Source organism: Metabacillus mangrovi, from assembly GCF_009711125.1.
Classification (GTDB): Bacteria; Bacillota; Bacilli; order Bacillales; family Bacillaceae; genus Metabacillus_B; species Metabacillus_B mangrovi.
This window is the reverse complement of sequence record NZ_WMIB01000001.1, coordinates 195333-215345: the sequence shown is the minus strand read 5'-3', so window position 1 is coordinate 215345 and position 20013 is coordinate 195333. Positions and strand designations below refer to the sequence as shown.

Sequence of the window (20013 nt, the reverse complement as noted above, 5' to 3'; positions counted from 1 at the left end):
AAATGGATGCCAAAACGGTAATCATAACTGGAGCTTCAAATGGGATCGGCAAAGGAATCGCGACTGCCTACTGCAGGGAAGGGTACAGTGTAGTGCTTGCGGATAAAGACGCGGAACAGGGAAAAGAGCTGGAAGCAGAATTGCTGGAGCAAAACGACCGGGTATTGTTTTTAAAAACCGATGTCAGGAATCCGGAAGATATCAAAAACTGCGTAGAAGAAGCAGTCCGGACTTTTGGCAGTGTGGATATTCTGATCAACAATGCCGGGGTGACTGCTTTTAAAGATCCGTTCGAACTGGATGTCCAGGAATGGGATGATGTTCTATCCATCAATTTAAGAAGTGTATTTCTGTTTTCGAGAGAGGCTGCCAGGCATATGAAGGACGGAACAGGCGGGTCCATCGTCAATATCGCATCGACAAGAGCGGGGATGTCAGAGCCCGGGTCTGAGGCTTATGCTGCTTCAAAAGGCGGGATCGTTGCTTTGACGCACGCTTTGGCTGCTTCTTTTGCTGATTATTCCATAACGGTAAACGCCATCTCTCCAGGGTGGATCCATACCGGGAAAATGGACGAGCTGAGGGAAAAAGATCATGTCCAGCATTTTTCAGGAAGAGTCGGGGAACCATCCGATATCGCAGGAGCATGTCTTTATCTGACCCAATCCGCCAACAGCTTTGTGAACGGAGCCAATCTCGTCATCGATGGCGGAATGACGCGTAAAATGATTTACGAACACTGAGGAGGTTCGAAGATTATGCCTTGGAACAGCCGTAACTACCCGGATTCAATGAAAAATCTGCCGAAGCAGACACGCGAGAAAGCAATTGAAATCGCGAATGCCCTGCTTGACGAACAATATGAAGAAGGACGTGCCATCGCCATTGCTACTGCTCAGGCAGAAAAGTGGGCGGATGATGGGGGTCCGGCTGCTGAAGAATACCTTCTTCAGAAAAAAGACGACAAATGGGCGATCGGGAAGGAAGACAGCAAACGGGCAAGCTATACCTTTCATACAAAAGCAGATGCTGTAAAAAAAGCAAGAGAGCTCGCCAGGGAGAAAAATGCTTCTGTAAAAGTTTACAAAGAAGACGGTTCACAGGAAACTGCAATAAATTAAGGGCATGCTGGGTAAGGGCCCATCCGTTGTCCATGCTAGGTGAATAACCTATCTTGAAGATAAACGGAGGAGGGAAATGATGTACCCATACAGTTTTAGAGGGAACCCTGGCGTTCCATACCCAAGATTTGTTCCATTCGGCTTTCCATTTGTCGGCGGGCTGCTTGGCGGCCTGCTTGGAGGGGCGATTGTAGGAGGACTGGCTCGTCCGTATTTTTATCCGCCATTTTACGGCGGGGGGTTTTACGGCGGTTATCCTGGAGGCTTTCCAGGCGGCTACCCTGGGGGCTACCCCGGAGCCGGAGGATTTCCGGGACCATATTAACAGCTGCTATCCGCTTTCGATGAGAGCGGTTTTTTTTGCGCAAAAAAGAGCTGATCCAGTTCAGCTCTTAAAATCGTGGTCCGGAATCGTGATTTCCGTGACATTTGAGTCTTCCATCTTGATGAAAACCAGTTCTAAAACTTCATCTTGATAGGAGGCTTTCGTGCCTTTTCTGCGGACGGCATGCGGCATTTGAAACGTCTGCTTTTCCCCTTTTCCGGGGAAGTTAACTAGAGTGAGCTGGTGGCTGTTGTGCTGGATGAGTACATCCTTCGCTGTTTTACGGGGGACGGGAATCTTGAAATATAACCGGTCTGTCGCCTCGAACCAGTCCTCAGTCTGGGGTGCTTTCTTTTCTTCCCCCTGCTGTCCAAATTGCCCAAACTGATAAGGGAAACCGCCTGATGGCTGATCCTGGCCAAACACTTGGCCCATCACCTGCTGTACATAATTTTCCACTTGATTGGGGTTCATTTTGCTGAAGAAATCCGGCAGCTTCTGCTGATTGAACGGATTTTGCTTGTTCCAAGGAAACATCGAATCATCCTTTCTTTAGGCGGGCGCATCAACAGTATATGCACGGGCAAAACCTTTTGCTTGTGAAGGCTGAGATGGGAAGAGTATAATGTCCATGGAGAAAAGGGAGCGTGAATATCTATTGCACGAACAGACAAGACATGACCGGAAAGGAATATGGCTCACAGCAGGCTCATATATCCTGTGGGGCATCCTTCCTGTATACTGGAAGGCAGCTGAAACGGTAAGCTCAGAAGAAATTCTGGCACACCGGATATTCTGGTCATTTATTTTTATGCTGGCAGTCATCACTGCTGCACGGAACTGGCCCGGAGTAGTCCAGGCAATAAAAGAGATGAAGAAAAGACCGTTCCTGATCGGGTCGCTTATCCTTTCGTCCGTCTTAATCAGTGCCAACTGGTTTGTATACATATGGGCTGTTAACAATCATCACATTGTCGAGGCAAGCCTCGGCTACTATATCAACCCGCTGATCAGCGTTCTGCTGGGCGTTTTATTTCTGAAGGAGAGACTGAACGGCTGGCAGAAGCTTTCCTTCGTTCTTGCACTGGCAGGAGTTCTTATTTCAAGCATCCACTTCGGCAGCTTCCCATGGATATCGGTCATTCTGGCCCTTAGCTTCGGCCTGTACGGGTTAACCAAAAAGGTGACAAAGCTTGACCCGTCAGTTGGTCTCCTGTTTGAGACGATTGTGATGGTCCCAGCGGCTGTCCTGTTCTTAATCAGCCTCTCAGGAAGCGGGAATGCTTCGTTCGGTACAGTGAGCCTAGAGATCGATCTTCTTCTCATAGGTGCCGGGATTGTAACCGCGATTCCTCTCCTGCTGTTTGCCGGCGGAGCCCGCCGCATCCCGCTCTATATGACCGGGATCCTCCAGTATATCGCGCCGACGCTGACTTTGCTTGCAGGCGTCCTGCTATATGGAGAAGCTTTTACTGCTGTTGATCTGATCACATTTTCATTGATCTGGGCTGCTCTGCTCATCTTTACTGTTTCAAGCAGCAGGGCTTTCCTGAACCGTTCATACAGAAAGCCGAAAAAAGCATCTGCCCACCTATAATCATGCAGGAGTGATAAGATGAAAGAAGATCAGCTGCTGGATGCTTACAGACAAATTTGGAATAACAGAGAGCTCGCATCCGGTCCTCATCCAGCGGATACATTAAAAGAAGCCATTAAGCGGGATCTGCTAGATGAAGGAACTCATCCAAGAGTAAGAAAGCCTTTGGAAGAAAAGCACCGGATTTCGGCTGCCCGAATTGCAGCGGCATCCATCGGAGCCGTGGAAAAGGAGCTTCTTCTCGAAGAATACACAAGGATGCTGAAGGCATTAAAACAAGAGTAGGGGAGATTTAGTATGAAACCAATCGTACCGGCTGATATCCAGAGTTATTTGGATGAGCATGCCAATGAGGAAGTATATATCCATCTCGAAACGACAACCGGAGCTTATAACGCCCACCATCATGACAGCATGACAGTCGTTGCCTTTATCCGAAATGCTAAATTCCGTTATTCTCTGGGAAAAATCACCGGTTTCGGACCGTACCGGGTAGGCTTGAAGATGGAAGAAGGATGGACGTACGCAGAAGGTCTGACGGATTTTACGATTGATGAACACAACAGGCTGATTATGGCTGGCCATCTTCCGGATGGAAAGCTTGCGATTGCATTGCAGATCAGTACTGAGCCATTTCCATCTTGATAATAAGGAGTGTTGATTGTGAATGAACATATTTTAGTGGTCCTTCCGCATCCGGATGATGAATCATATGGGGTAGCAGGGCTGATTGCGTTAAACAGAAAAAGAGGTGTGCCGGTTACTTATGCATGCGGAACGCTTGGAGAAATGGGCAGGAATATGGGGAGTCCCCTGTTCGCCAACCGGGAGACGCTTCCAATGATCCGTAAGCGGGAACTGATCGATGCATGCAAAGCAATGGATGTAACGGACCTCAGAATGCTTGGAATGCGGGATAAAACACTTGAATTCGAAGACATCGATTTGTTTGCGGATAAAATTGAAGCTCTGATCCAGGAGATAAAACCGACACTCATCGTGACATTCTATCCGGACCACGGCGTCCACCCGGATCATGATGCAACCGGAAGAGCTGTGATTCATGCTTTAAAAAGGATGCCGAAAGAGGAACGGCCGGTTACATACTGTCTTGCGATCACCAAGAACAGGGAAGAGGTTCTCGGACAGCCGAATGTAGTGCTTGATATTAAAGAAGCTGCCGAAATTAAGATGAACGCGCTGAAAGCCCACCGCTCCCAGACAGAGGGGCTGATCAAACAGATGGAAGACACGATCGCAGCCGGCAGCACCCACATGATGAGCTGGCTTTTTGAACAAGAGACGTATTATCATTATCAATGGGAAGATTAAGATTGAACATATAAAGGAAGACCCCCTTCGATAAGGGAGTCTTCCTTTTTGCATTGGATGAGCTGGAATTTCCGCAGAATCAGCCATGAACCGTTCCATATCTTCTTTGAATGGCAGAAAGCCTCAAGGAAAGGCCGGCTGCACCTGCTGCAAGACCTGCAATAAGTCCGATCCAATACCCGAAAGCAGCAAGTTCTGTAAAGCGTGCTAACAGGATGCCGAGCGGCAGTCCGACCGCCCAATACGAAATAAGGGCGGTATAAAACGTAAAGCGGACATCCTTGTATCCTCTTAGAGCACCCTGTATAGGGGCAGCGACCGCATCTGAAATCTGAAAAAAGATTGCATAGATCAAAAAGGTTTTCGTCAGGTTCAGTACATCCGCGTCTTCAGTATAAACAGAGGCAATCGGACTGCGGTAAAAATAAATGACAGCGGCAGTAGCAAGCGAGAGCATCAAACCAAGCAGTATGCCGATCCGGCTGTATGTTCTTGCATCGTTCCACCTGCCGGCTCCTGCCTCAAATCCAATTACAATCGTAAGGGCCATCGAAATGGAGAGGGGGATCATGTACAGAAACGATGCAAAATTCATGGCTGCCTGATGCGAAGCGATTGTAACCGTGTCATATTCACTCATAAACAGTGTAACGGCGGCAAAAATACTTGTTTCAAAAAAGATGGCAAATCCGATTGGAACTCCAATCCCGAGAATTTCTTTCCATTTTTGAAAAGAAACTTTATAAAAACGGGAAAAGAGGGAAAAAGAAGCTAAAGAAGGATGCTTCTTTATAAGAGCTGCGGTCAAGAGAGCGGTGAACCAGTATGTAATGCTCGTTGCAACGCCGGCTCCCGCTCCGCCAAGAGGCGGAAATCCGAACTTGCCGAAAATGAACATGTAGTTCAGTACAAAGTTGACCGGCAGCGCGGAAAGAGTGATCCACATCGTGATTCTCGTCATGCCAAGTGAATCAATAAAGCTCCTGAGCACACCATATAGGAAGAGAGGAAAAATCCCGAATCCTAAAGCGATCAAATAGTCCAGGGCAATTTCTCTGACAAGCGGATCGAGCGGAAGGAAGGAGAGCATCGGCTTTAATGCGATGAATCCGGCCAGGATCACAAGAAGTGTCATAACCGCTGATAGATAGATGCCCTGAATGACGGTATAAGAGGCGCCTTTTGGTTTGTTTGCTCCAATCAGCTGGCCGACCATTGGTGTAATGGCCATAAAAATGCCGTTCAATCCCGTATAAACCGGCACCCAGATGCTGGAGCCGACTGCAACGCCGGCTAAATCACCGGGGCTGACTTTTCCGGACATCGTTGTATCGAGGAAAGTCATCGAATACAGCCCGAGCTGGGTGATCAGGATGGGGAAAAGAATGTAAAGAAACTGTTTCGTCTTATCAGAAAGCGATGAAGCGTAATGCATACGTGACCTCTTTTGCAAAATGACATAATGGAGGAATTATATCACGTATTTGAACGGTTTTTCTCATTTTTGCTTATCGTTTTTTTTGAATTGGAATCTCCTTTAAACATTCCGTAATAAATAAACCCGAGAATCACGGTTCCGGAAATTGAAAAAAGATACTGAAAGATTTTTGCAGTGGACATCATCACGTCTCCTTTCGTATAGAACGATAGGGATAGTATAAGTAAAAAATACCAAAAAATTCTTTTTAATATGAAACGAGAACAGGCGGTGTTTCAGGATGAGCAGCAAAGAGGAAGTATTTGTACTGGATCATATTAAAAACAGCATTGAACGGAACCTGCAGGATATCATTAAAAAATCTGAGGGGATTTTAAAGGAACTTGGCGATCCCGATTCCTGTCTGCTGTGCGAGCTTGACGAAATCAGCGGTCACTTTCAAGTCATACAATCCTCTGCGTCCACATTTTATTTACAGGCGTATCTGTCCGCTTATACGGAAAGTTTTCATGCCCTTGCTTCTGCCATGCAGAATCTGTCCCAGAAAAACCATGGAGCACTCATTATCGTCGAGAGGGGAGACAATACGGCTCCACATATCAGAAACGGCATTCAGGTAATGGCCGATCTGTCGGCTTCCCTTGCAGAAAGCATCTTTTATCCGGGGAATCCTCTGCATGACGGGGCCATGCTCGTCAAAGGGGATAAAATCGTTTCCGCCTCCAATGTTCTTCCGCTGTCAGATGTATCTTCTAATGGAAGCAAACTTGGAACAAGGCACAGGGCTGCGATCGGCCTGTCTGAAAAAACCGATGCAGTCGTCCTGATTGTGTCTGAGGAATCAGGCAAAATGTCTTTTGCGAAGGACGGCTCGATTTATCCGATAAGTACAAATAATCTATAAATGATAATGCTCTTTCTTCTGGTGAAAATGTAGGATATAATGGCGGATATGTTTATTAGAGGAGGTAAGAGGTTGAACAGGGTGCTGGATTCATTTTTTAAACTGACGGAACGGAAGACGACAGTGCGGACCGAATTTTTAGCCGCGCTTACGACATTCGTTACCGTGAGTTACATTATTCTTGTAAACCCGGTTATTCTGGCAGAAGCAGGCATCCCTAAGGAAGCTGCACTCGCCGCTACAATATTCGGAATCGTAATAACCACTTTGATAATGGGTCTGTGGGCAAACCTGCCGATCGTCATCGGACCTGGAATGGGTTTGAACGCGTTTTTTACATATACGGTCGTACTAAAGCAGGGCCTGTCATGGGAAACCGCCCTTGGAGCTGTATTCATTTCCGGATTTTTCTTCTTTTTGCTTTCCGTGTTCGGAATCAGTGAAAAAGTTGTCCGGGCCATTCCGAAAACACTCAAAGCTTCCATTACAGCCGGAATCGGCCTGTTTATTGCTTTTATCGGCCTGAAAAACGGAGGGATCGTCGTAGCGGATGAAGCTACGGTCGTTGCTCTTGGAGATATGTCCAATACAGGAACCCTTCTGGCTGTAGCAGGAATCGTTCTCACTGCTGTTCTGATGGCGCTGGATGTGAAAGGCGGCATCATTATTTCCATCCTGGCCATTTCTGCGGCTTCCATGATCCTCGGATTTTCTCCTGCTCCTTCCGGATTTGGAGACATTCTGTCCCTGCAGATCCCATCCATTGAACCAACTTGGCTGGCTCTGGATTTAAAAGCAGCATTGGGCTATGGAATTCTTTCCATCATTTTCTCTTTCACAATCGTCGAGCTTTTCGATACTCTGGCCACATTGATCGGGTTAACGAAAAAAGCCAATCTTACGGATGAAAACGGCAATGTCCCGAATGCAAACCGCGCCCTTACTACAGGCGCATTGGGAACGATGATCAGCGGCCTGCTCGGAAGCACGGCGATGAACACTTACGTTGAAAATGCAACGGGAATCGCTGCCGGAGCAAAAACCGGCCTAAAAGCAGTCTTTGCAGCTCTTTTATTCCTGCTCACTTTGCTCTTTGCTCCGCTGATTCAGTTTATCCCCAGTGTAGCAACTGCTCCGGCCCTGATCATCATCGGAGCATTTATGCTGACAGAGCTGATGGAGGTTGACTTTCAGGATTTAACGGAATTGATTCCAGCCTTCCTGGCTTTGATCATGATGCCGCTCACGTTTTCCATTGCAGAGGGAGTAGCCTTCGGTTTTATTTCCTACACGCTGATCAAGCTGTTTACAGGCCGGGCAAAAGAGCTTCACTGGCTCATGTATATCATTTCAGCCGCTTTTATCGTGAATTTTTTCCTGACCGGATGATACAGGGTGAGAACCCTGTATTTTTTTAGGGGAAATTTCGGGTGGCGAAATAATTTGCCGGATGCTATATTTAAAGGATCATACAAATAATGGAGACTATGCGATGTGGAAAAATAAAAATGTGTGGATCATATTGACCGGGGAATTCATAGCAGGTTTGGGATTGTGGATGGGCATCATCGGCAACCTTGAATTTATGCAGCAGTACATTCCATCTGACTTTTACAAATCCCTGCTTCTGATTGCCGGTCTGCTCGCAGGAGTGGCTGCAGGTCCGGCAGCAGGGAAAATGATTGACAGCCGCTCTAAAAAGAACGTTTTGATTGTATCAGGAATTGCAAGGATGCTAAGTGTCCTGTTTATGTTCGCTGCCATTTCCTATGGATCTGTATGGCTGATGCTCCTGTTTCTCATTGGAATCCAGCTGTCCGCTGCTTTTTATTTTCCGGCTCTGCAAGCATCTATTCCTATGATTGTTAAAGATGAAGAGCTTGTGCAGATGAACGGGGTGCATATGAACGTTGCGACCCTTTCCAGAATAATTGGCACAGCACTTGCCGGAATTCTGCTTGCTTACGTGAGCCTCACCGTTGTATACGCTCTCTCGATGGCAGCATACGGGCTGCTCCTGGTCTCAACGTTTTTTCTCTCTCTTGAAGAAAAGCAGGCAAGTGATTCTGAAAACCGCATCAGCCAGGGGGGCTTCCTTGAGGTCATGCCCGTCCTGAAAAAAGCGCCAGCGGCCTTATCAGCCCTAATCCTGACCATCATTCCCATGCTTTTCATAGGCGGGTTCAATTTAATGGTGATCAATATCAGCGAACTTCAGCAGAGCACGGCTGTTAAGGGACTGCTTTACACGGTTGAAGGGCTCAGTTTTATGGTTGGAGCATTCCTTGTGAAAAAACTGGCAGACCGGTTTAACCATATTAAATTGATGCTGATCTTTTCTCTGAGCACATCCATCGCCCATCTGTCGCTGTTTTTCAGTGATCACTTCTGGATGTCACTGCTGTCATTCGGGCTTTTCGGTCTCAGTGTAGGATGTTTCTTTCCAATCGCCTCGACTATTTTTCAAACAAGAATCCAAAAAGAATACCACGGCCGCTTTTTTTCCTTCCGCAATATGCTTGACCGTGTCATGTTTCAGGTGGTGCTCCTCGGTACGGGCCTCCTACTTGACACGATCGGCCTGCAGTACATGGTTCTCGTGTTCGGTGCTCTGTCTCTGGCGCTCACCTTGGTGTACGGCAAAAAACAGCTTCTCGCCATCAGCCGCTCCTCTGCAGTCTGCAGAGAACCGGAGAAAGCAAGCAGATAAAAACAGCCTCCGGCTGTTTTTTTTTGCAGTGCGGCAGGGGAGGCCAGCCCGGCCGCACTCCGGAAAAGATTAAATTCAAGGAACGCTCCGTTACCATAATAGAAAAAAATCAGTCAATCTATTAACATATCCTTTTATTGGCCGATAATCTTATAGAATGCTGTCAATATGGTGAATCCTGCATCTTTTTGAAAAAAGATGTAGATATGTGCTTATTGAGTAAAGTAGAATAGAACTAATGAAAGAAGGAGGCTCTAGAATGAATCACAAAGTCCTGGGATTGACAGTTACTGCGGTAGCCGGTGCATCATTTTTTGCAACGTCTGCTTCTGCTGAAAGTGTGAAAGTGCAAAAAGGAGATTCGCTCTGGAAGATCGCCAATCAGTATAATGTGAGCATCAATGATTTAAAGCGTGAGAATGAATTGACGGGCAGCACGATTCAGATTGGCCAGCTTTTAAAAATTCCGCAAACGTCTGCTGTAAAAAAAGACACAGCCGCCGAGTCCAAGGAAACAAAAAGTGAGGTTAGTACATACAGAGTCACAAAGGGAGATTCTCTTTGGCTCCTGTCACGTAAATTTGGAGTCAGCGTAAACGAACTAAAGTCTCTTAACTCATTAAAAGGCGATACCATTTTCTTAGGCCAGATTCTTAAAGTTAAAAATGTATCTAATCCTGTGAAACCGGCAGTTCCTCCAGTACCATCTTCCAAACCGCCCGTTTCAGAGGAACAGAAGCCGGGATCCCAAAGCACTTATAAAGTAAAACCCGGAGATTCGCTCTGGAAGATCGCGAATCAGCTGAACGTGTCTGTAGCAGAGATCAAAGTAGCGAACCAGTTAAAGTCGAATGTCATTTATGTAAATCAGATCCTTAAGCTGACTTCTTCAGGGGGGACTGTATCCGATCAGCAGCCTCCGCAAAAAGAGCAGGCGCCTTCCGCAAGCGGCAAGGTTGAAAAGATGATTAGTGAAGCCCATAAATTAAAGGGAATCCCTTATAAATGGGCAGGGAATACCCCGGCAGGATTCGACTGCAGCGGCTTTGTCTATTACGTGATGAACAAGGTCACTTCCGTATCCAGACTGAGTGCAGCCGGCTATTCCAGCATCATGAAACCGGTAGCACAGCCTCAAAGAGGAGATTTTGTATACTTTACAACTTATAAGGCAGGTCCTTCCCATATGGGAATTTACCTTGGGAACGGTGAATTTATTCATGCCAGCGGATCACAGGGGATAACCGTGTCCAGCATGTCTAATTCCTATTGGAAAAAAACGTATCTTGGAGCGAAAAGATATTTCTAAATGGCAGCCTGTAAAAAGCGCAGAGACGAGCGTCTCTGTGCTTTTTGCTTTTTATTGGAGGGTAAATGGATGGTGATCGTTTAATCCTGTCTCTTCCAAAAGCCGGATGCTTGTTCATTTTTGCACAATGACAAAACGGACCGGATGAATGAGAGCTGTTCCTTAGCAGTCTGTCAAAAATGCGATACGTTTTGTCGCCGTCCTTTTTTTTCTGTATACTGTTACAGAATGAAAAGCTTGAAAAGAGGTTTTTACTGATGAATAGATTAAACATTTCTTTGCCTGAAGCAATTAAAGAACGAATGGAACAAACTGCGGGTATTTCCGAAAAGGATCCTTCTCTGATTGGAACAGGAGGATTTATTACAGGAGATGCCTCCATCATAGAAGATGCTGTGATCGCATTGGCACTTGGGAAAAATGTCCTTTTAAAAGGGCCAACCGGTTCCGGTAAAACAAAGCTTGCCGAGACCATTTCTTCTATATTTAACAGATCCATGCACAGCATCAACTGTTCGGTTGATCTGGATGCAGAGGCCATGCTTGGCTACAAGACCATTCACTCAAGCGGAGGAGAGACCGCTATTGAATTTGTACCGGGTCCTGTCATCAAAGCGATGCAAAAAGGCCATTTCCTTTATATAGATGAAATCAATATGGCGAAGCCTGAAACCCTGCCGATACTAAACGGTGTGCTGGATTACCGGAAAACCATTACGAATCCCTTTACGGGAGAAGTGATAAAAGGAACGTCTGCATTCGGTGTGATCGCTGCGATCAATGAAGGCTATGTGGGTACTGTGCCGCTTAATGAAGCGCTGAAAAACCGTTTTGTGATCATTGATGTTCCTTACATACAAGGAGAAGAGCTTCGGTCAATCATCGAAAACCAGTCCAATCTGAAAGATCAAAAGCTCATCACGTTATTTGTCAGGCTTTCTGCAGATTTGATCGCTCAAGTTAAAAACGGCCAGGTATCTGAAGAGGCTGCTTCAATCAGAGCGCTGCTTGACACTTGCGATCTGGCATCTTTCATCCCTCCAATGAGAGCCATCGAACGCGGCATTGCGGAGAAACTCGAGGATGACAGGGAAAAAGCCGCTGTCCGAAATATCGCAGAAACGCTGTTTGGGTGAGGAAGTACGATGAGATTTATTAAATTTAACGACAGCCAGATCGATTCTTTTCTGTTCATGGAATTGTCCGACCTTGCGAAGACGTTATCCCAAAACGCGGAGCTTGAGCTGGAGTATGCTCCTTATTCCTACTTGAATCCTACTGAAAATAAGATATATCTGACTCATTTCTGGGACCACCGTCCTGAGGAGGATCAGAGAGGCGGGCTAAAAAGTGATGTTTATCTTCACGCATACGGCCATGTCTTTTACAGTGACAGGAAAGAGACGGATAAATGGATTAAGCAGGCTGTTAAACTTTCTGTTCCCAGCTTCGCCAAACAGCTTTTTGCTCTGCTGGAAGCGGCCCGGGTGGAAGCGAAAATTGTACAGGACAGGCCTGGAACCGGAAAATATTTTGCCAGACGAACCGCGCTCTACAGAAGGTACTTCCAATCCCAGCTGACGATTCATCTGGAAAGGAATATCGCAGCAGATGCACTGTTTAACGCCCTTTATCTAAAGCTTACTGCCGATTCGCCGCTGGAAGTGCTGCCCCCGCTCAATGAGGATTTCGAGCGGATGCTGCCCTATCTGCAGCGAGAGCTTGAAAGTGCCTATGAGAGCAGAAGTACTTCTGAAACAGCAGGCATTGCTCTCAGAATCTCTGAAACAGCTGAAGAGTTTTTGGATAAAGACATGCTGAACACGTACTTTTTCCTTCCTGAACACGGCTATGAGGAAGAAGATGGCGCCCGTTTTGCTGACTTGAAAAGGGTCAATAAACTTGATAACGACGATGAACTCGATGTGGACAGGAAAGAGGAACGGGACGTTCATGATCAGGAAATGCCAACCTGGCACAGGGAAACGAGTAAAGCAACCGACAGTTTCCTGCAGTATGACCTGGAGCACGGTTCCAAGACCGATCTAATGGGCAACGGTCTAAGGGAAGGAGAGGACGGGGACCAGGCGATGGGAACCGTTCAGGGCTCCGCCAGGGAATCGGCTAAAAACAACTATAAGGATTCGGACGTTCAGGAAAACAGGCAGGATGGTTCGGACCGCACCGGTTCTCTTTTCGGAAAAGAAAACCGGTTCGCTTTCGCAGTCGACAAAGATCCTGCAGTGGCAACTCCCGGCGAACTGACCTTGTACAGTGAAAACAAAGCAGCGGTTTCGCACTACCAGAAAAAATTAAAGCAGATGATTAAAAAAACACTTGAGCATAAGAAAACAAGCCCGCGCACGAACCTTCATACGGGCAGACTCGGCCGCAAGCTTTTAAGGTGGCTGACAGATGACAACCCTAGGCTGTTTTACAAAAAACAGGAACCTGATATGCAGATTGATGCCGTGTTCAGTCTGCTGGTGGATTGCTCCGCGTCGATGCATGATAAAATGGAGGATACAAAACTTGGCATCACGCTCTTTCATGAAGCGCTGAAATCGGTGGGTGTAGTCCATCAGGTGACAGGGTTCTGGGAGGATACGAACGAAGCTTCAGCTGCAAGCCAGCCGAATTACTTTCACAGGGTCATTTCCTTCCAGGGCAGCCTGAGTAAAGGTGCAGGGCCTGCGATCATGCAGCTGAACCCTGAGGAAGACAACCGTGATGGGTTTGCTATCCGCCATATGACTAGAGAGCTGACCGCAAGATATGAAAAGCAGAAATTCCTCATCGTCTTCTCAGACGGAGAGCCTGCTGCCATGGATTACGAGCAAAAAGGCATCGTAGACACCCATGAAGCCGTCATTGAAGCCCGCAAGCGGGGGATTGAAGTCATCAATATCTTTCTTTCAAATGGAGATGTTGCGGAGGCCCAGGTGAAAACGATCCAGAACATCTATGGAAAATACAGCATCATCGTCCCTAATGTGAGCGATCTTCCGGATGTTTTGTTTCCTTTGTTGAGGAAGCTTCTGAAAAAAAGTATCCAGAGTGGATGAGGTAAGAGCCGCATTATTGCGGTTCTTTTTTTATGGCTGTAAACCGGGAGCAGGGAGTCTGGCGGAATCAAAGTCTGTTAACCCGAAACTAAGTACATGATGGCGGAACAAATGTCTATGCTCTCCTATGCTCTGGAGACGGCATCCATTGACCTGCTGAAGCAGCGGGTTAGTATACTGCAATGTTCCAACCTTCCGCTTTCAGAGCTGATCAGAAGAAAGGTAAACCTATAATCCTTTGATTTTAACCAAATTCAGTAAAAATTCCGACAGCAATCGATACAATTTTTTGTTTTTCAATATTATTTACAATTTTCGATAGATTATTGTTGGAAAGAATATAGGGGAGTGTTAAAATATCTATGGAAGCGTTTTAAAGTTTCTGTATAAGACGCGGTCAATCTTTTTATATACCAATATAATATCCTTGTATTTACATTTGGTAATTATTAGTTGGGGGTAGTGTGAATGCCACAAACCAAGTCAAAGCTCAGCGTTTCATGGGAAGACTTCCATGGCCCTAACCTTGGCTATGTCATGGACATGTATGATCAATTTTCTGAGGACCCTGAATCGGTAGACGCCGAGTTACAGGAGCTTTTCAAAGAACTGGGCAAACCGCCTGCTGCGGGAGCCGCAGTTCAGCCAGCTGCTTCAGCTTCCATTGCGGACTTCGGTCCGGAAAAGATTGTAAAAGTAGCTTCAGCTGTAAAATTGGCTGAGGATATTCGCACGTATGGACATTTAAACGCCTCCATTTATCCGGTTGAAGGGTTTGGAGACAGACAGGACCTGCTCAGTATGGAAGCGTATGGTCTGACCGAAGAAGATTTAAAAGAAATTCCCTCTTCTGTACTGTGCGAGGATGCACCGCCGTCCGTAAAAAACGGATATGACGCCATTCTGCACCTGAAGGAGAGCTACAAAAAATCGCTGTCTTTCGAGTTCGACCATGTCCACCGCTTTGAAGAAAAGAACTGGCTGAAACGGATGGTAGAAACGGGAGACTTATTTAAAGAGCATTCAAAAGAAAAAAGAAAAGCACTGCTGAAAAGGCTTTTTGAAGTGGATGGCTTCGAAAAGTATCTTCATAAAACATTTGTTGGACAGAAGCGTTTCTCCATCGAAGGACTCGACATGCTTGTTCCGGTTCTTGATGAGATGATTCAGAATTCAGTCGAATACGGGACGAAGACTGTAAACATCGGGATGGCACACAGGGGCCGTCTGAACGTCCTTGCCCATGTGCTTGGGAAGCCTTACGAAATTATTTTCTCTGAGTTCCAGCACGCGCCGAACAAAGACCTGGTTCCTTCCGAAGGATCGACGGGGATCAATTACGGCTGGAGCGGGGATGTAAAATACCACCTCGGTGCCGACAGGCAGATCAAAGATGAGAACATGACCCGGGCCCGCATTACTCTTGCGAATAACCCGAGCCACCTTGAGTACATCGACCCGATCGTAGAGGGATATACCCGAGCTGCACAGGAAAACAGGGAAGTGAGCGGATTTCCGGAAATCGATACCGACCGGGCTCTTGCGATTCTGATTCATGGTGACGCAGCATTCCCTGGAGAGGGAATCGTCGCCGAAACGCTGAACCTCAGCCAGCTCAAGGGCTATCAGACCGGGGGGACGATTCATGTCATCGCGAACAATATGATCGGCTTTACGACAGAGAGTGCGGACAGCCGTTCCACCCGCTATGCGAGTGATCTGGCAAAAGGATACGAGATTCCGATTATCCATGTAAACGCGGATGATCCCGAAGCATGTCTCGCAGCTGCGTATCTTGCATCAGAATACAGACGGATCTTCAAAAAGGATTTCCTGATCGACCTGATCGGCTACCGCCGTTTCGGACACAACGAGATGGACGAGCCGATGACGACCCAGCCTCAGCTGTATGAGAAAATCAAAAAGCATGAGACAGTCAAATCCATTTACTCTTCAGCTCTGATTGATAAGAAGGTCCTTACAGAGGATGAAGTGAATACCCTTGAAGAAGAGGTCCAGAACAAATTCGAAACAGCCTATAAAAAGGTTCCGGATAAGAAACTTGCATCCGTCCATGAAATCCAGCTCCCGGAATCCATTTCACACGGATTCCCTGAAATCAGCACTGCCGTTGATATCAGCCAGATCCGGATGATCAACCGGGCACTTGTCCAGTGGCCTGAAGGCTTTAAAGTATTCGGCAAGCTGCAGCGCATCCTTGAGCGCCGCTCAAATGTGCTGGAAGAAGACCATAAAGTGGAATGGGGACTCGCTGAAGCACTTGCATTCGGTTCGATTCTTCTGGAAGGGACTCCGATCCGTTTATCCGGTCAGGATTCCGAGCGCGGAACGTTTGCCCAGCGCAATCTAGTGCTTCATGACAGCGAAACCGGCAAGGTGTATTCTCCTCTTCACCAGCTGGACCAGTCAAAAGCATCGTTTGCCGTCCATAACAGTCCGCTTTCAGAAGGATCGGTTATCGGCTTTGAGTACGGCTATAATGTGTTCTCACCGGAAACGCTCGTTCTCTGGGAAGCCCAGTACGGAGATTTTGCCAATGCTGCACAGGTGTTCTTCGACCAGTTTATCTCAGCCGGCAGAGCGAAATGGGGCCAAAAGTCAGGACTTGTTATGCTCCTTCCTCATGGGTATGAAGGACAGGGACCTGAGCATTCAAGCGGAAGGCTCGAGCGCTACCTCCAGCTTGCTGCAGAGAATAACTGGACTGTGGCAAACCTGACAAGCGCCGCGCAATACTTCCATATTTTAAGAAGACAGGCGAAAGTCCTGACGATGGAAGAAGCGAGACCTCTCGTCATCATGACGCCTAAGAGCCTGCTCCGCAACCCGAATACAGTATCTGATGTTCAGGAGCTGAGCAGCGGATCCTTCAAAAAAGTGCTTGAGCAGTCTGGACTTGGTGCCAATGCTGAATCTGTAACGAGAATCGTGCTATGCAGCGGAAAAGTTGCAATCGATCTTTCCGATAAGGTCCGTCAAAGCGAAGAGAACCTTGACTGGCTTCATATTCTGCGGGTGGAAGAGCTTTATCCATATCCGGAAAAAGAGATTCGGGAGATCTTCTCCAGATACAGCAGCCTGAAAGAAATCATTTGGGTCCAGGAAGAACCGGAGAATATGGGATCCTGGACATATATTGAACCAAAGCTCCGTGAATCGGCACCTGATGGAGCAGCGGTAACTTATATCGGCAGAAACAGAAGATCCAGTACGGCCGAAGGAGATCCGACCGTTCATAAGAAAGACCAGGAGCGTATCATAACAGAAGCGACCACACGAAACTAAGGGGGAAATGATCATGGCTGAAATTAAAGTACCGGAACTTGCAGAATCAATCTCTGAGGGGACAATTGCCCAGTGGCTGAAGCAGCCTGGTGATTTCGTTGAGCAGGGGGAATACCTGCTTGAACTGGAAACCGACAAGGTAAACGTTGAGCTGACTGCCGAACAGTCCGGAGTTTTGAAGGAAGTGCTCAAGGACGCAGGGGACACTGTACAGGTGGGGGAGATCATCGGAACGATTGATGAAAAAAATCAATCAGACGGCGGACAAAACTCAGGTGCAGAAACAAAGGAAAAGTCCGTAGAGCCGACACCGGTTAAAGAAGAATCCAAAAAAGAAGAGCCGAAAACAGATCATATTCCTGCGAGGGAGAATGAAGAGCCGGCAGCAGAAGGGAAAAACCGCACTGTCGCTTCACCTGCAGCGAGAAAACTGGCAAGGGAAAAAGGGATTGACCTGAGCTCTGTACAGGCAGCAGACCCTCTTGGCCGTGTTCGGAAGCATGACATTGAAAATCACAGCAGCCAGCCAAAGTCCCAGGCAGCGGCAAAGCCTGCTGAAAAAACACCTCAGCCGCAAGCTGATAATCCTGCAAAACCGGTGGAACGCATTAAAATGTCCCGCCGCAGACAAACCATCGCGAACCGTCTGGTTGAAGTTCAGCAGACTGCTGCAATGCTTACTACATTCAATGAAGTGGACATGACAGCTGTAATGGATGTCCGCAAACGCCGTAAGGATAAATTCTATGAACAGCATGACGTACGCCTTGGTTTTATGTCTTTCTTCACCAAAGCCGTGGTTGCAGCTTTAAAACAATTCCCGCTCCTCAATGCGGAAATTCAAGGCACAGAACTTGTGCTTAAAAAATTCTATGATATCGGAATCGCGGTAGCAGCTCCGGACGGACTGGTCGTTCCGGTTGTACGCGATGCAGACCGTCTGAGCTTTGCCGGGATCGAGGGAGAAATCTCCAATCTCGCTAAAAAAGCGAAGGACAACAAGCTTAGCCTGAACGAACTGCAGGGCGGCACCTTCACGATCACGAACGGCGGTGTTTTTGGTTCCCTTATGTCCACACCTATCCTAAATGCTCCACAGGTTGGAATTCTGGGAATGCATAAAATTCAATGGCGTCCGATCGCACTGGATCAGGAAAGAATGGAAAACCGCCCAATGATGTATATCGCATTATCCTATGATCACCGTATTGTTGATGGAAAAGAGGCAGTCAGCTTCCTTGCAGCTGTGAAAGATTTGCTTGAAGATCCTGAGTCTCTTCTTCTTGAAGGATAACGGGAAGCTTGCGGAGAAAGACCTATCCGATTTTTAAGGATAGGTCTTTTTCTATTTTTGGAGCCGTTCCGTGCATGCTATATTAGAAGAGGCACGAGCAAAACAGGAGATTAATGGACGGAGGACGGACATGATTCAAGCGATTATACAGTCAGCTTTGGAAGAGAAAGAAGCCATCCGCTTGCTTTGGAAAGAGGAATTGGAAAAAAGGAGCAGCCATGAATTTTCAGCGTACTTGGAACACACAGAGGAAAACGAGGCCTTGTTTCAGATGCTGTTCTCCTATTTTACTGATTTTCAGCCTGTCCATTCAGATCATTTAACCGGGCTGCTGGAACAACTACTGAATAACAGCTGGCCGGCTGTCTACTTGAACATGACGATGCAATCGTTCAGAAATGCAGCGGGCAGGATCGTCACCCGCCGGATGGAATCCGGTGCTGAACAGGTGTATCCTGTTTTAAATGAGTGGCTTGATGCGGTAGTCAATCTGAATACACATCTTGCCGGACTGAAAAAATAAAAACTGATAAACAGAATCCGGCCGTCTTCAACTGAGAAGACGGCCGGATCCTTAAAGCGGACCACGGTATTAATAAGGTGTCCATTGAAGTTTTTTGGCAAGGGAAAAACGTTTTTCTGCTTCTGGCCAGAAAACAACCTTCCACCAGGCTTCTACATAGGCGTTTCGATCATTTTTGTATTTTAAATAATAGGCATGCTCCCACATATCGAGCACGAGAAGGGGAATGGATTCCCATTGGGTTAGATTCTGATGCTTCTCAGCATTCAGGACTTCAAGCCGTCCCGCTCTCGGAGACCAGACAAGCAGTGCCCAGCCGGACCCTTCTACGTTTATGGCTGCCTGGGAAAAATGTCTTTTAAAAGCTTCGAAGCTTCCAAAATATTCGTTTATTGCATCAAGCAAAGGACCTTTAGGCTGTCCTCCGCCATTCGGAGACATGATGGTCCAGAACAGAGTATGGAGGTAATGGCCTGCCCCGTGAAAGGCAGCTTCTCTCTCCCAATGCTTAATTAGCGTAAAATCGTTCAATTCTCTTGCTTTTTGCATCTCTTCTTCCGCTTTGTTCAGCCCGTTTACATAGCTTTGGTGATGCTTAAGGTGATGAAGCCTCATGATTTCCTCCGGGATGTAAGGCTCGAGCGCATTGTAAGAATAAGGGAGTGGAGGGAGCGTATGTTTTCCGACCGGTACGGCACGAAATTTTCTGTCCGGAGAACCGCCGTTCGCTTCAGTCTGTTCCTTGTATGCGACTAACAGGGAAAATAGTTCATTTGCCTCGCTGTACATCACTTGCACCGGAATGGCAGAGGATGGATCTTCACATTGATCGATGAGCCTTCGAAATCGTTCCTCCCAATGCTGCCACTCCTCCGGATATGCTCCGAGCTCTCCAAAAGTACGGACAGAATCCCACGAATCAGAGATTTCTCTGCACCACTTCCGGACGGGAGCTAAATAAGGGCTTTCTGTCTTCACTGGCTGTCATCCCTCCTTGCTTTTCCTGTTCCATTTACATTATTCAGTAGACAGCTCCTGCATTCACCGCAATTCCCTGCTGTGCTATACTGTAGAAAAGCGTTTATAGGA

20 protein-coding genes are annotated in these 20013 nt (G+C 47.1%); 16 read left to right on the top strand and 4 right to left on the bottom strand.

Translation table 11 applies throughout. The features are described 5' to 3' along the window. Positions 1-2 precede the first annotated feature (2 nt). From GKZ89_RS01155 to GKZ89_RS01145, 3 genes are all read left to right on the top strand, one after another. The gene (locus GKZ89_RS01155; RefSeq protein WP_155110546.1) at positions 3-743 is read left to right on the top strand and encodes an SDR family NAD(P)-dependent oxidoreductase; all 741 of its coding nucleotides are present in this window, start codon (positions 3-5) and stop codon (positions 741-743) included. Positions 744-758: 15 nt separating this feature from the next. Beyond that, positions 759-1121 (top strand): DUF2188 domain-containing protein, encoded by a 363-nt coding sequence (locus GKZ89_RS01150; protein WP_155110545.1) that lies wholly within the window; start codon positions 759-761, stop codon positions 1119-1121. Between the two features lie 79 nt (positions 1122-1200). Then, positions 1201-1446, top strand: a complete 246-nt coding sequence (locus tag GKZ89_RS01145) for a hypothetical protein (RefSeq protein WP_155110544.1) — start codon at positions 1201-1203, stop codon at positions 1444-1446. 60 nt (positions 1447-1506) lie between these two features. Here GKZ89_RS01145 and GKZ89_RS01140 read toward each other — a convergent pair whose 3' ends face one another. Further along, complete coding sequence (locus tag GKZ89_RS01140) at positions 1507-1983, bottom strand: Hsp20/alpha crystallin family protein (RefSeq protein ID WP_155110543.1); 477 nt, start codon at positions 1981-1983, stop codon at positions 1507-1509. Between the two features lie 121 nt (positions 1984-2104). On the opposite strand from GKZ89_RS01140, the gene rarD reads away from it, so the two are divergent. The 4 genes from rarD to bshB2 are packed head-to-tail and all read left to right on the top strand — an operon-like array spanning position 2105 to position 4375. Next, positions 2105-3043, top strand: coding sequence for an EamA family transporter RarD (gene rarD / locus GKZ89_RS01135; RefSeq protein ID WP_430696666.1), 939 nt, complete (start codon positions 2105-2107; stop codon positions 3041-3043). A gap of 18 nt (positions 3044-3061) precedes the next feature. Next, positions 3062-3328: a hypothetical protein gene (locus GKZ89_RS01130; RefSeq protein WP_155110542.1), complete on the top strand. Its 267-nt coding sequence runs from the start codon at positions 3062-3064 to the stop codon at positions 3326-3328. A gap of 12 nt (positions 3329-3340) precedes the next feature. Next, positions 3341-3688 carry a YojF family protein gene (locus tag GKZ89_RS01125; protein WP_155110541.1) on the top strand — a complete coding sequence of 116 codons (348 nt, stop codon included), beginning with the start codon at positions 3341-3343 and terminating at the stop codon, positions 3686-3688. An 18-nt stretch (positions 3689-3706) separates the two neighbouring features. Then, complete coding sequence (gene bshB2, locus GKZ89_RS01120; protein ID WP_162356334.1) at positions 3707-4375, top strand: bacillithiol biosynthesis deacetylase BshB2; 669 nt, start codon at positions 3707-3709, stop codon at positions 4373-4375. Positions 4376-4454: 79 nt separating this feature from the next. Here the strand turns inward: bshB2 and GKZ89_RS01115 are convergent, their stop codons facing one another. Beyond that, positions 4455-5810, bottom strand: a complete 1356-nt coding sequence (locus tag GKZ89_RS01115; RefSeq protein WP_155110539.1) for an MATE family efflux transporter — start codon at positions 5808-5810, stop codon at positions 4455-4457. A gap of 41 nt (positions 5811-5851) precedes the next feature. Then, entirely contained in the window at positions 5852-6055 is a 204-nt protein-coding gene (locus GKZ89_RS01110) for a MarC family protein (protein WP_338324889.1), read from the bottom strand. Between the two features lie 38 nt (positions 6056-6093). Here GKZ89_RS01110 and cdaS point away from each other — a divergent pair, with 38 nt between their 5' ends. The 9 genes from cdaS (at position 6094) to GKZ89_RS01065 (ending at position 18924) form a co-directional block, all read left to right on the top strand. Further along, positions 6094-6717 carry a sporulation-specific diadenylate cyclase CdaS gene (gene cdaS / locus GKZ89_RS01105; RefSeq protein ID WP_155110537.1) on the top strand — a complete coding sequence of 208 codons (624 nt, stop codon included), beginning with the start codon at positions 6094-6096 and terminating at the stop codon, positions 6715-6717. An 81-nt stretch (positions 6718-6798) separates the two neighbouring features. After that, a complete protein-coding gene (locus tag GKZ89_RS01100) occupies positions 6799-8106 on the top strand; it encodes an NCS2 family permease (RefSeq protein ID WP_338324888.1) in 1308 nt (435 codons plus the stop codon). A 103-nt stretch (positions 8107-8209) separates the two neighbouring features. Continuing rightward, entirely contained in the window at positions 8210-9427 is a 1218-nt protein-coding gene (locus GKZ89_RS01095) for an MFS transporter (RefSeq protein WP_155110535.1), read from the top strand. 259 nt (positions 9428-9686) lie between these two features. Continuing rightward, complete coding sequence (locus GKZ89_RS01090) at positions 9687-10736, top strand: C40 family peptidase (protein WP_155110534.1); 1050 nt, start codon at positions 9687-9689, stop codon at positions 10734-10736. 257 nt (positions 10737-10993) lie between these two features. Further along, the gene (locus tag GKZ89_RS01085; RefSeq protein ID WP_194201618.1) at positions 10994-11872 is read left to right on the top strand and encodes an ATP-binding protein; all 879 of its coding nucleotides are present in this window, start codon (positions 10994-10996) and stop codon (positions 11870-11872) included. 9 nt (positions 11873-11881) lie between these two features. Next, positions 11882-13801, top strand: a complete 1920-nt coding sequence (locus GKZ89_RS01080) for a vWA domain-containing protein (protein ID WP_155110532.1) — start codon at positions 11882-11884, stop codon at positions 13799-13801. A gap of 468 nt (positions 13802-14269) precedes the next feature. Then, on the top strand, positions 14270-17107 hold the full coding sequence (gene sucA / locus GKZ89_RS01075) for a 2-oxoglutarate dehydrogenase E1 component (RefSeq protein ID WP_155110531.1): 2838 nt from the start codon (positions 14270-14272) through the stop codon (positions 17105-17107). A gap of 13 nt (positions 17108-17120) precedes the next feature. Next, the gene (odhB, locus tag GKZ89_RS01070; protein WP_155110530.1) at positions 17121-18401 is read left to right on the top strand and encodes a 2-oxoglutarate dehydrogenase complex dihydrolipoyllysine-residue succinyltransferase; all 1281 of its coding nucleotides are present in this window, start codon (positions 17121-17123) and stop codon (positions 18399-18401) included. 130 nt (positions 18402-18531) lie between these two features. Then, positions 18532-18924, top strand: a complete 393-nt coding sequence (locus GKZ89_RS01065) for a hypothetical protein (protein ID WP_155110529.1) — start codon at positions 18532-18534, stop codon at positions 18922-18924. A 69-nt stretch (positions 18925-18993) separates the two neighbouring features. On the opposite strand, the gene GKZ89_RS01060 is transcribed toward GKZ89_RS01065, so the two are convergent. Then, a complete protein-coding gene (locus tag GKZ89_RS01060) occupies positions 18994-19902 on the bottom strand; it encodes a superoxide dismutase (RefSeq protein ID WP_338324871.1) in 909 nt (302 codons plus the stop codon). Between the last annotated feature and the right edge of the window lie 111 nt (positions 19903-20013).

What these genes read in the sequence shown, in the direction of transcription:
- GKZ89_RS01155 (WP_155110546.1), top strand. Translation starts at nt 3, where the DNA reads ATGGATGCCAAAACGGTAATCATAACTGGAGCTTCAAATGGGATCGGC.
- GKZ89_RS01150 (WP_155110545.1), top strand. Translation starts at nt 759, where the DNA reads ATGCCTTGGAACAGCCGTAACTACCCGGATTCAATGAAAAATCTGCCG.
- GKZ89_RS01145 (WP_155110544.1), top strand. Translation starts at nt 1,201, where the DNA reads ATGTACCCATACAGTTTTAGAGGGAACCCTGGCGTTCCATACCCAAGA.
- GKZ89_RS01140 (WP_155110543.1), bottom strand. Translation starts at nt 1,983, where the DNA reads ATGTTTCCTTGGAACAAGCAAAATCCGTTCAATCAGCAGAAGCTGCCG.
- GKZ89_RS01130 (WP_155110542.1), top strand. Translation starts at nt 3,062, where the DNA reads ATGAAAGAAGATCAGCTGCTGGATGCTTACAGACAAATTTGGAATAAC.
- GKZ89_RS01125 (WP_155110541.1), top strand. Translation starts at nt 3,341, where the DNA reads ATGAAACCAATCGTACCGGCTGATATCCAGAGTTATTTGGATGAGCAT.
- GKZ89_RS01115 (WP_155110539.1), bottom strand. Translation starts at nt 5,810, where the DNA reads ATGCATTACGCTTCATCGCTTTCTGATAAGACGAAACAGTTTCTTTAC.
- cdaS (WP_155110537.1), top strand. Translation starts at nt 6,094, where the DNA reads ATGAGCAGCAAAGAGGAAGTATTTGTACTGGATCATATTAAAAACAGC.
- GKZ89_RS01095 (WP_155110535.1), top strand. Translation starts at nt 8,210, where the DNA reads ATGTGGAAAAATAAAAATGTGTGGATCATATTGACCGGGGAATTCATA.
- GKZ89_RS01090 (WP_155110534.1), top strand. Translation starts at nt 9,687, where the DNA reads ATGAATCACAAAGTCCTGGGATTGACAGTTACTGCGGTAGCCGGTGCA.
- GKZ89_RS01085 (WP_194201618.1), top strand. Translation starts at nt 10,994, where the DNA reads ATGAATAGATTAAACATTTCTTTGCCTGAAGCAATTAAAGAACGAATG.
- GKZ89_RS01080 (WP_155110532.1), top strand. Translation starts at nt 11,882, where the DNA reads ATGAGATTTATTAAATTTAACGACAGCCAGATCGATTCTTTTCTGTTC.
- sucA (WP_155110531.1), top strand. Translation starts at nt 14,270, where the DNA reads ATGCCACAAACCAAGTCAAAGCTCAGCGTTTCATGGGAAGACTTCCAT.
- odhB (WP_155110530.1), top strand. Translation starts at nt 17,121, where the DNA reads ATGGCTGAAATTAAAGTACCGGAACTTGCAGAATCAATCTCTGAGGGG.
- GKZ89_RS01065 (WP_155110529.1), top strand. Translation starts at nt 18,532, where the DNA reads ATGATTCAAGCGATTATACAGTCAGCTTTGGAAGAGAAAGAAGCCATC.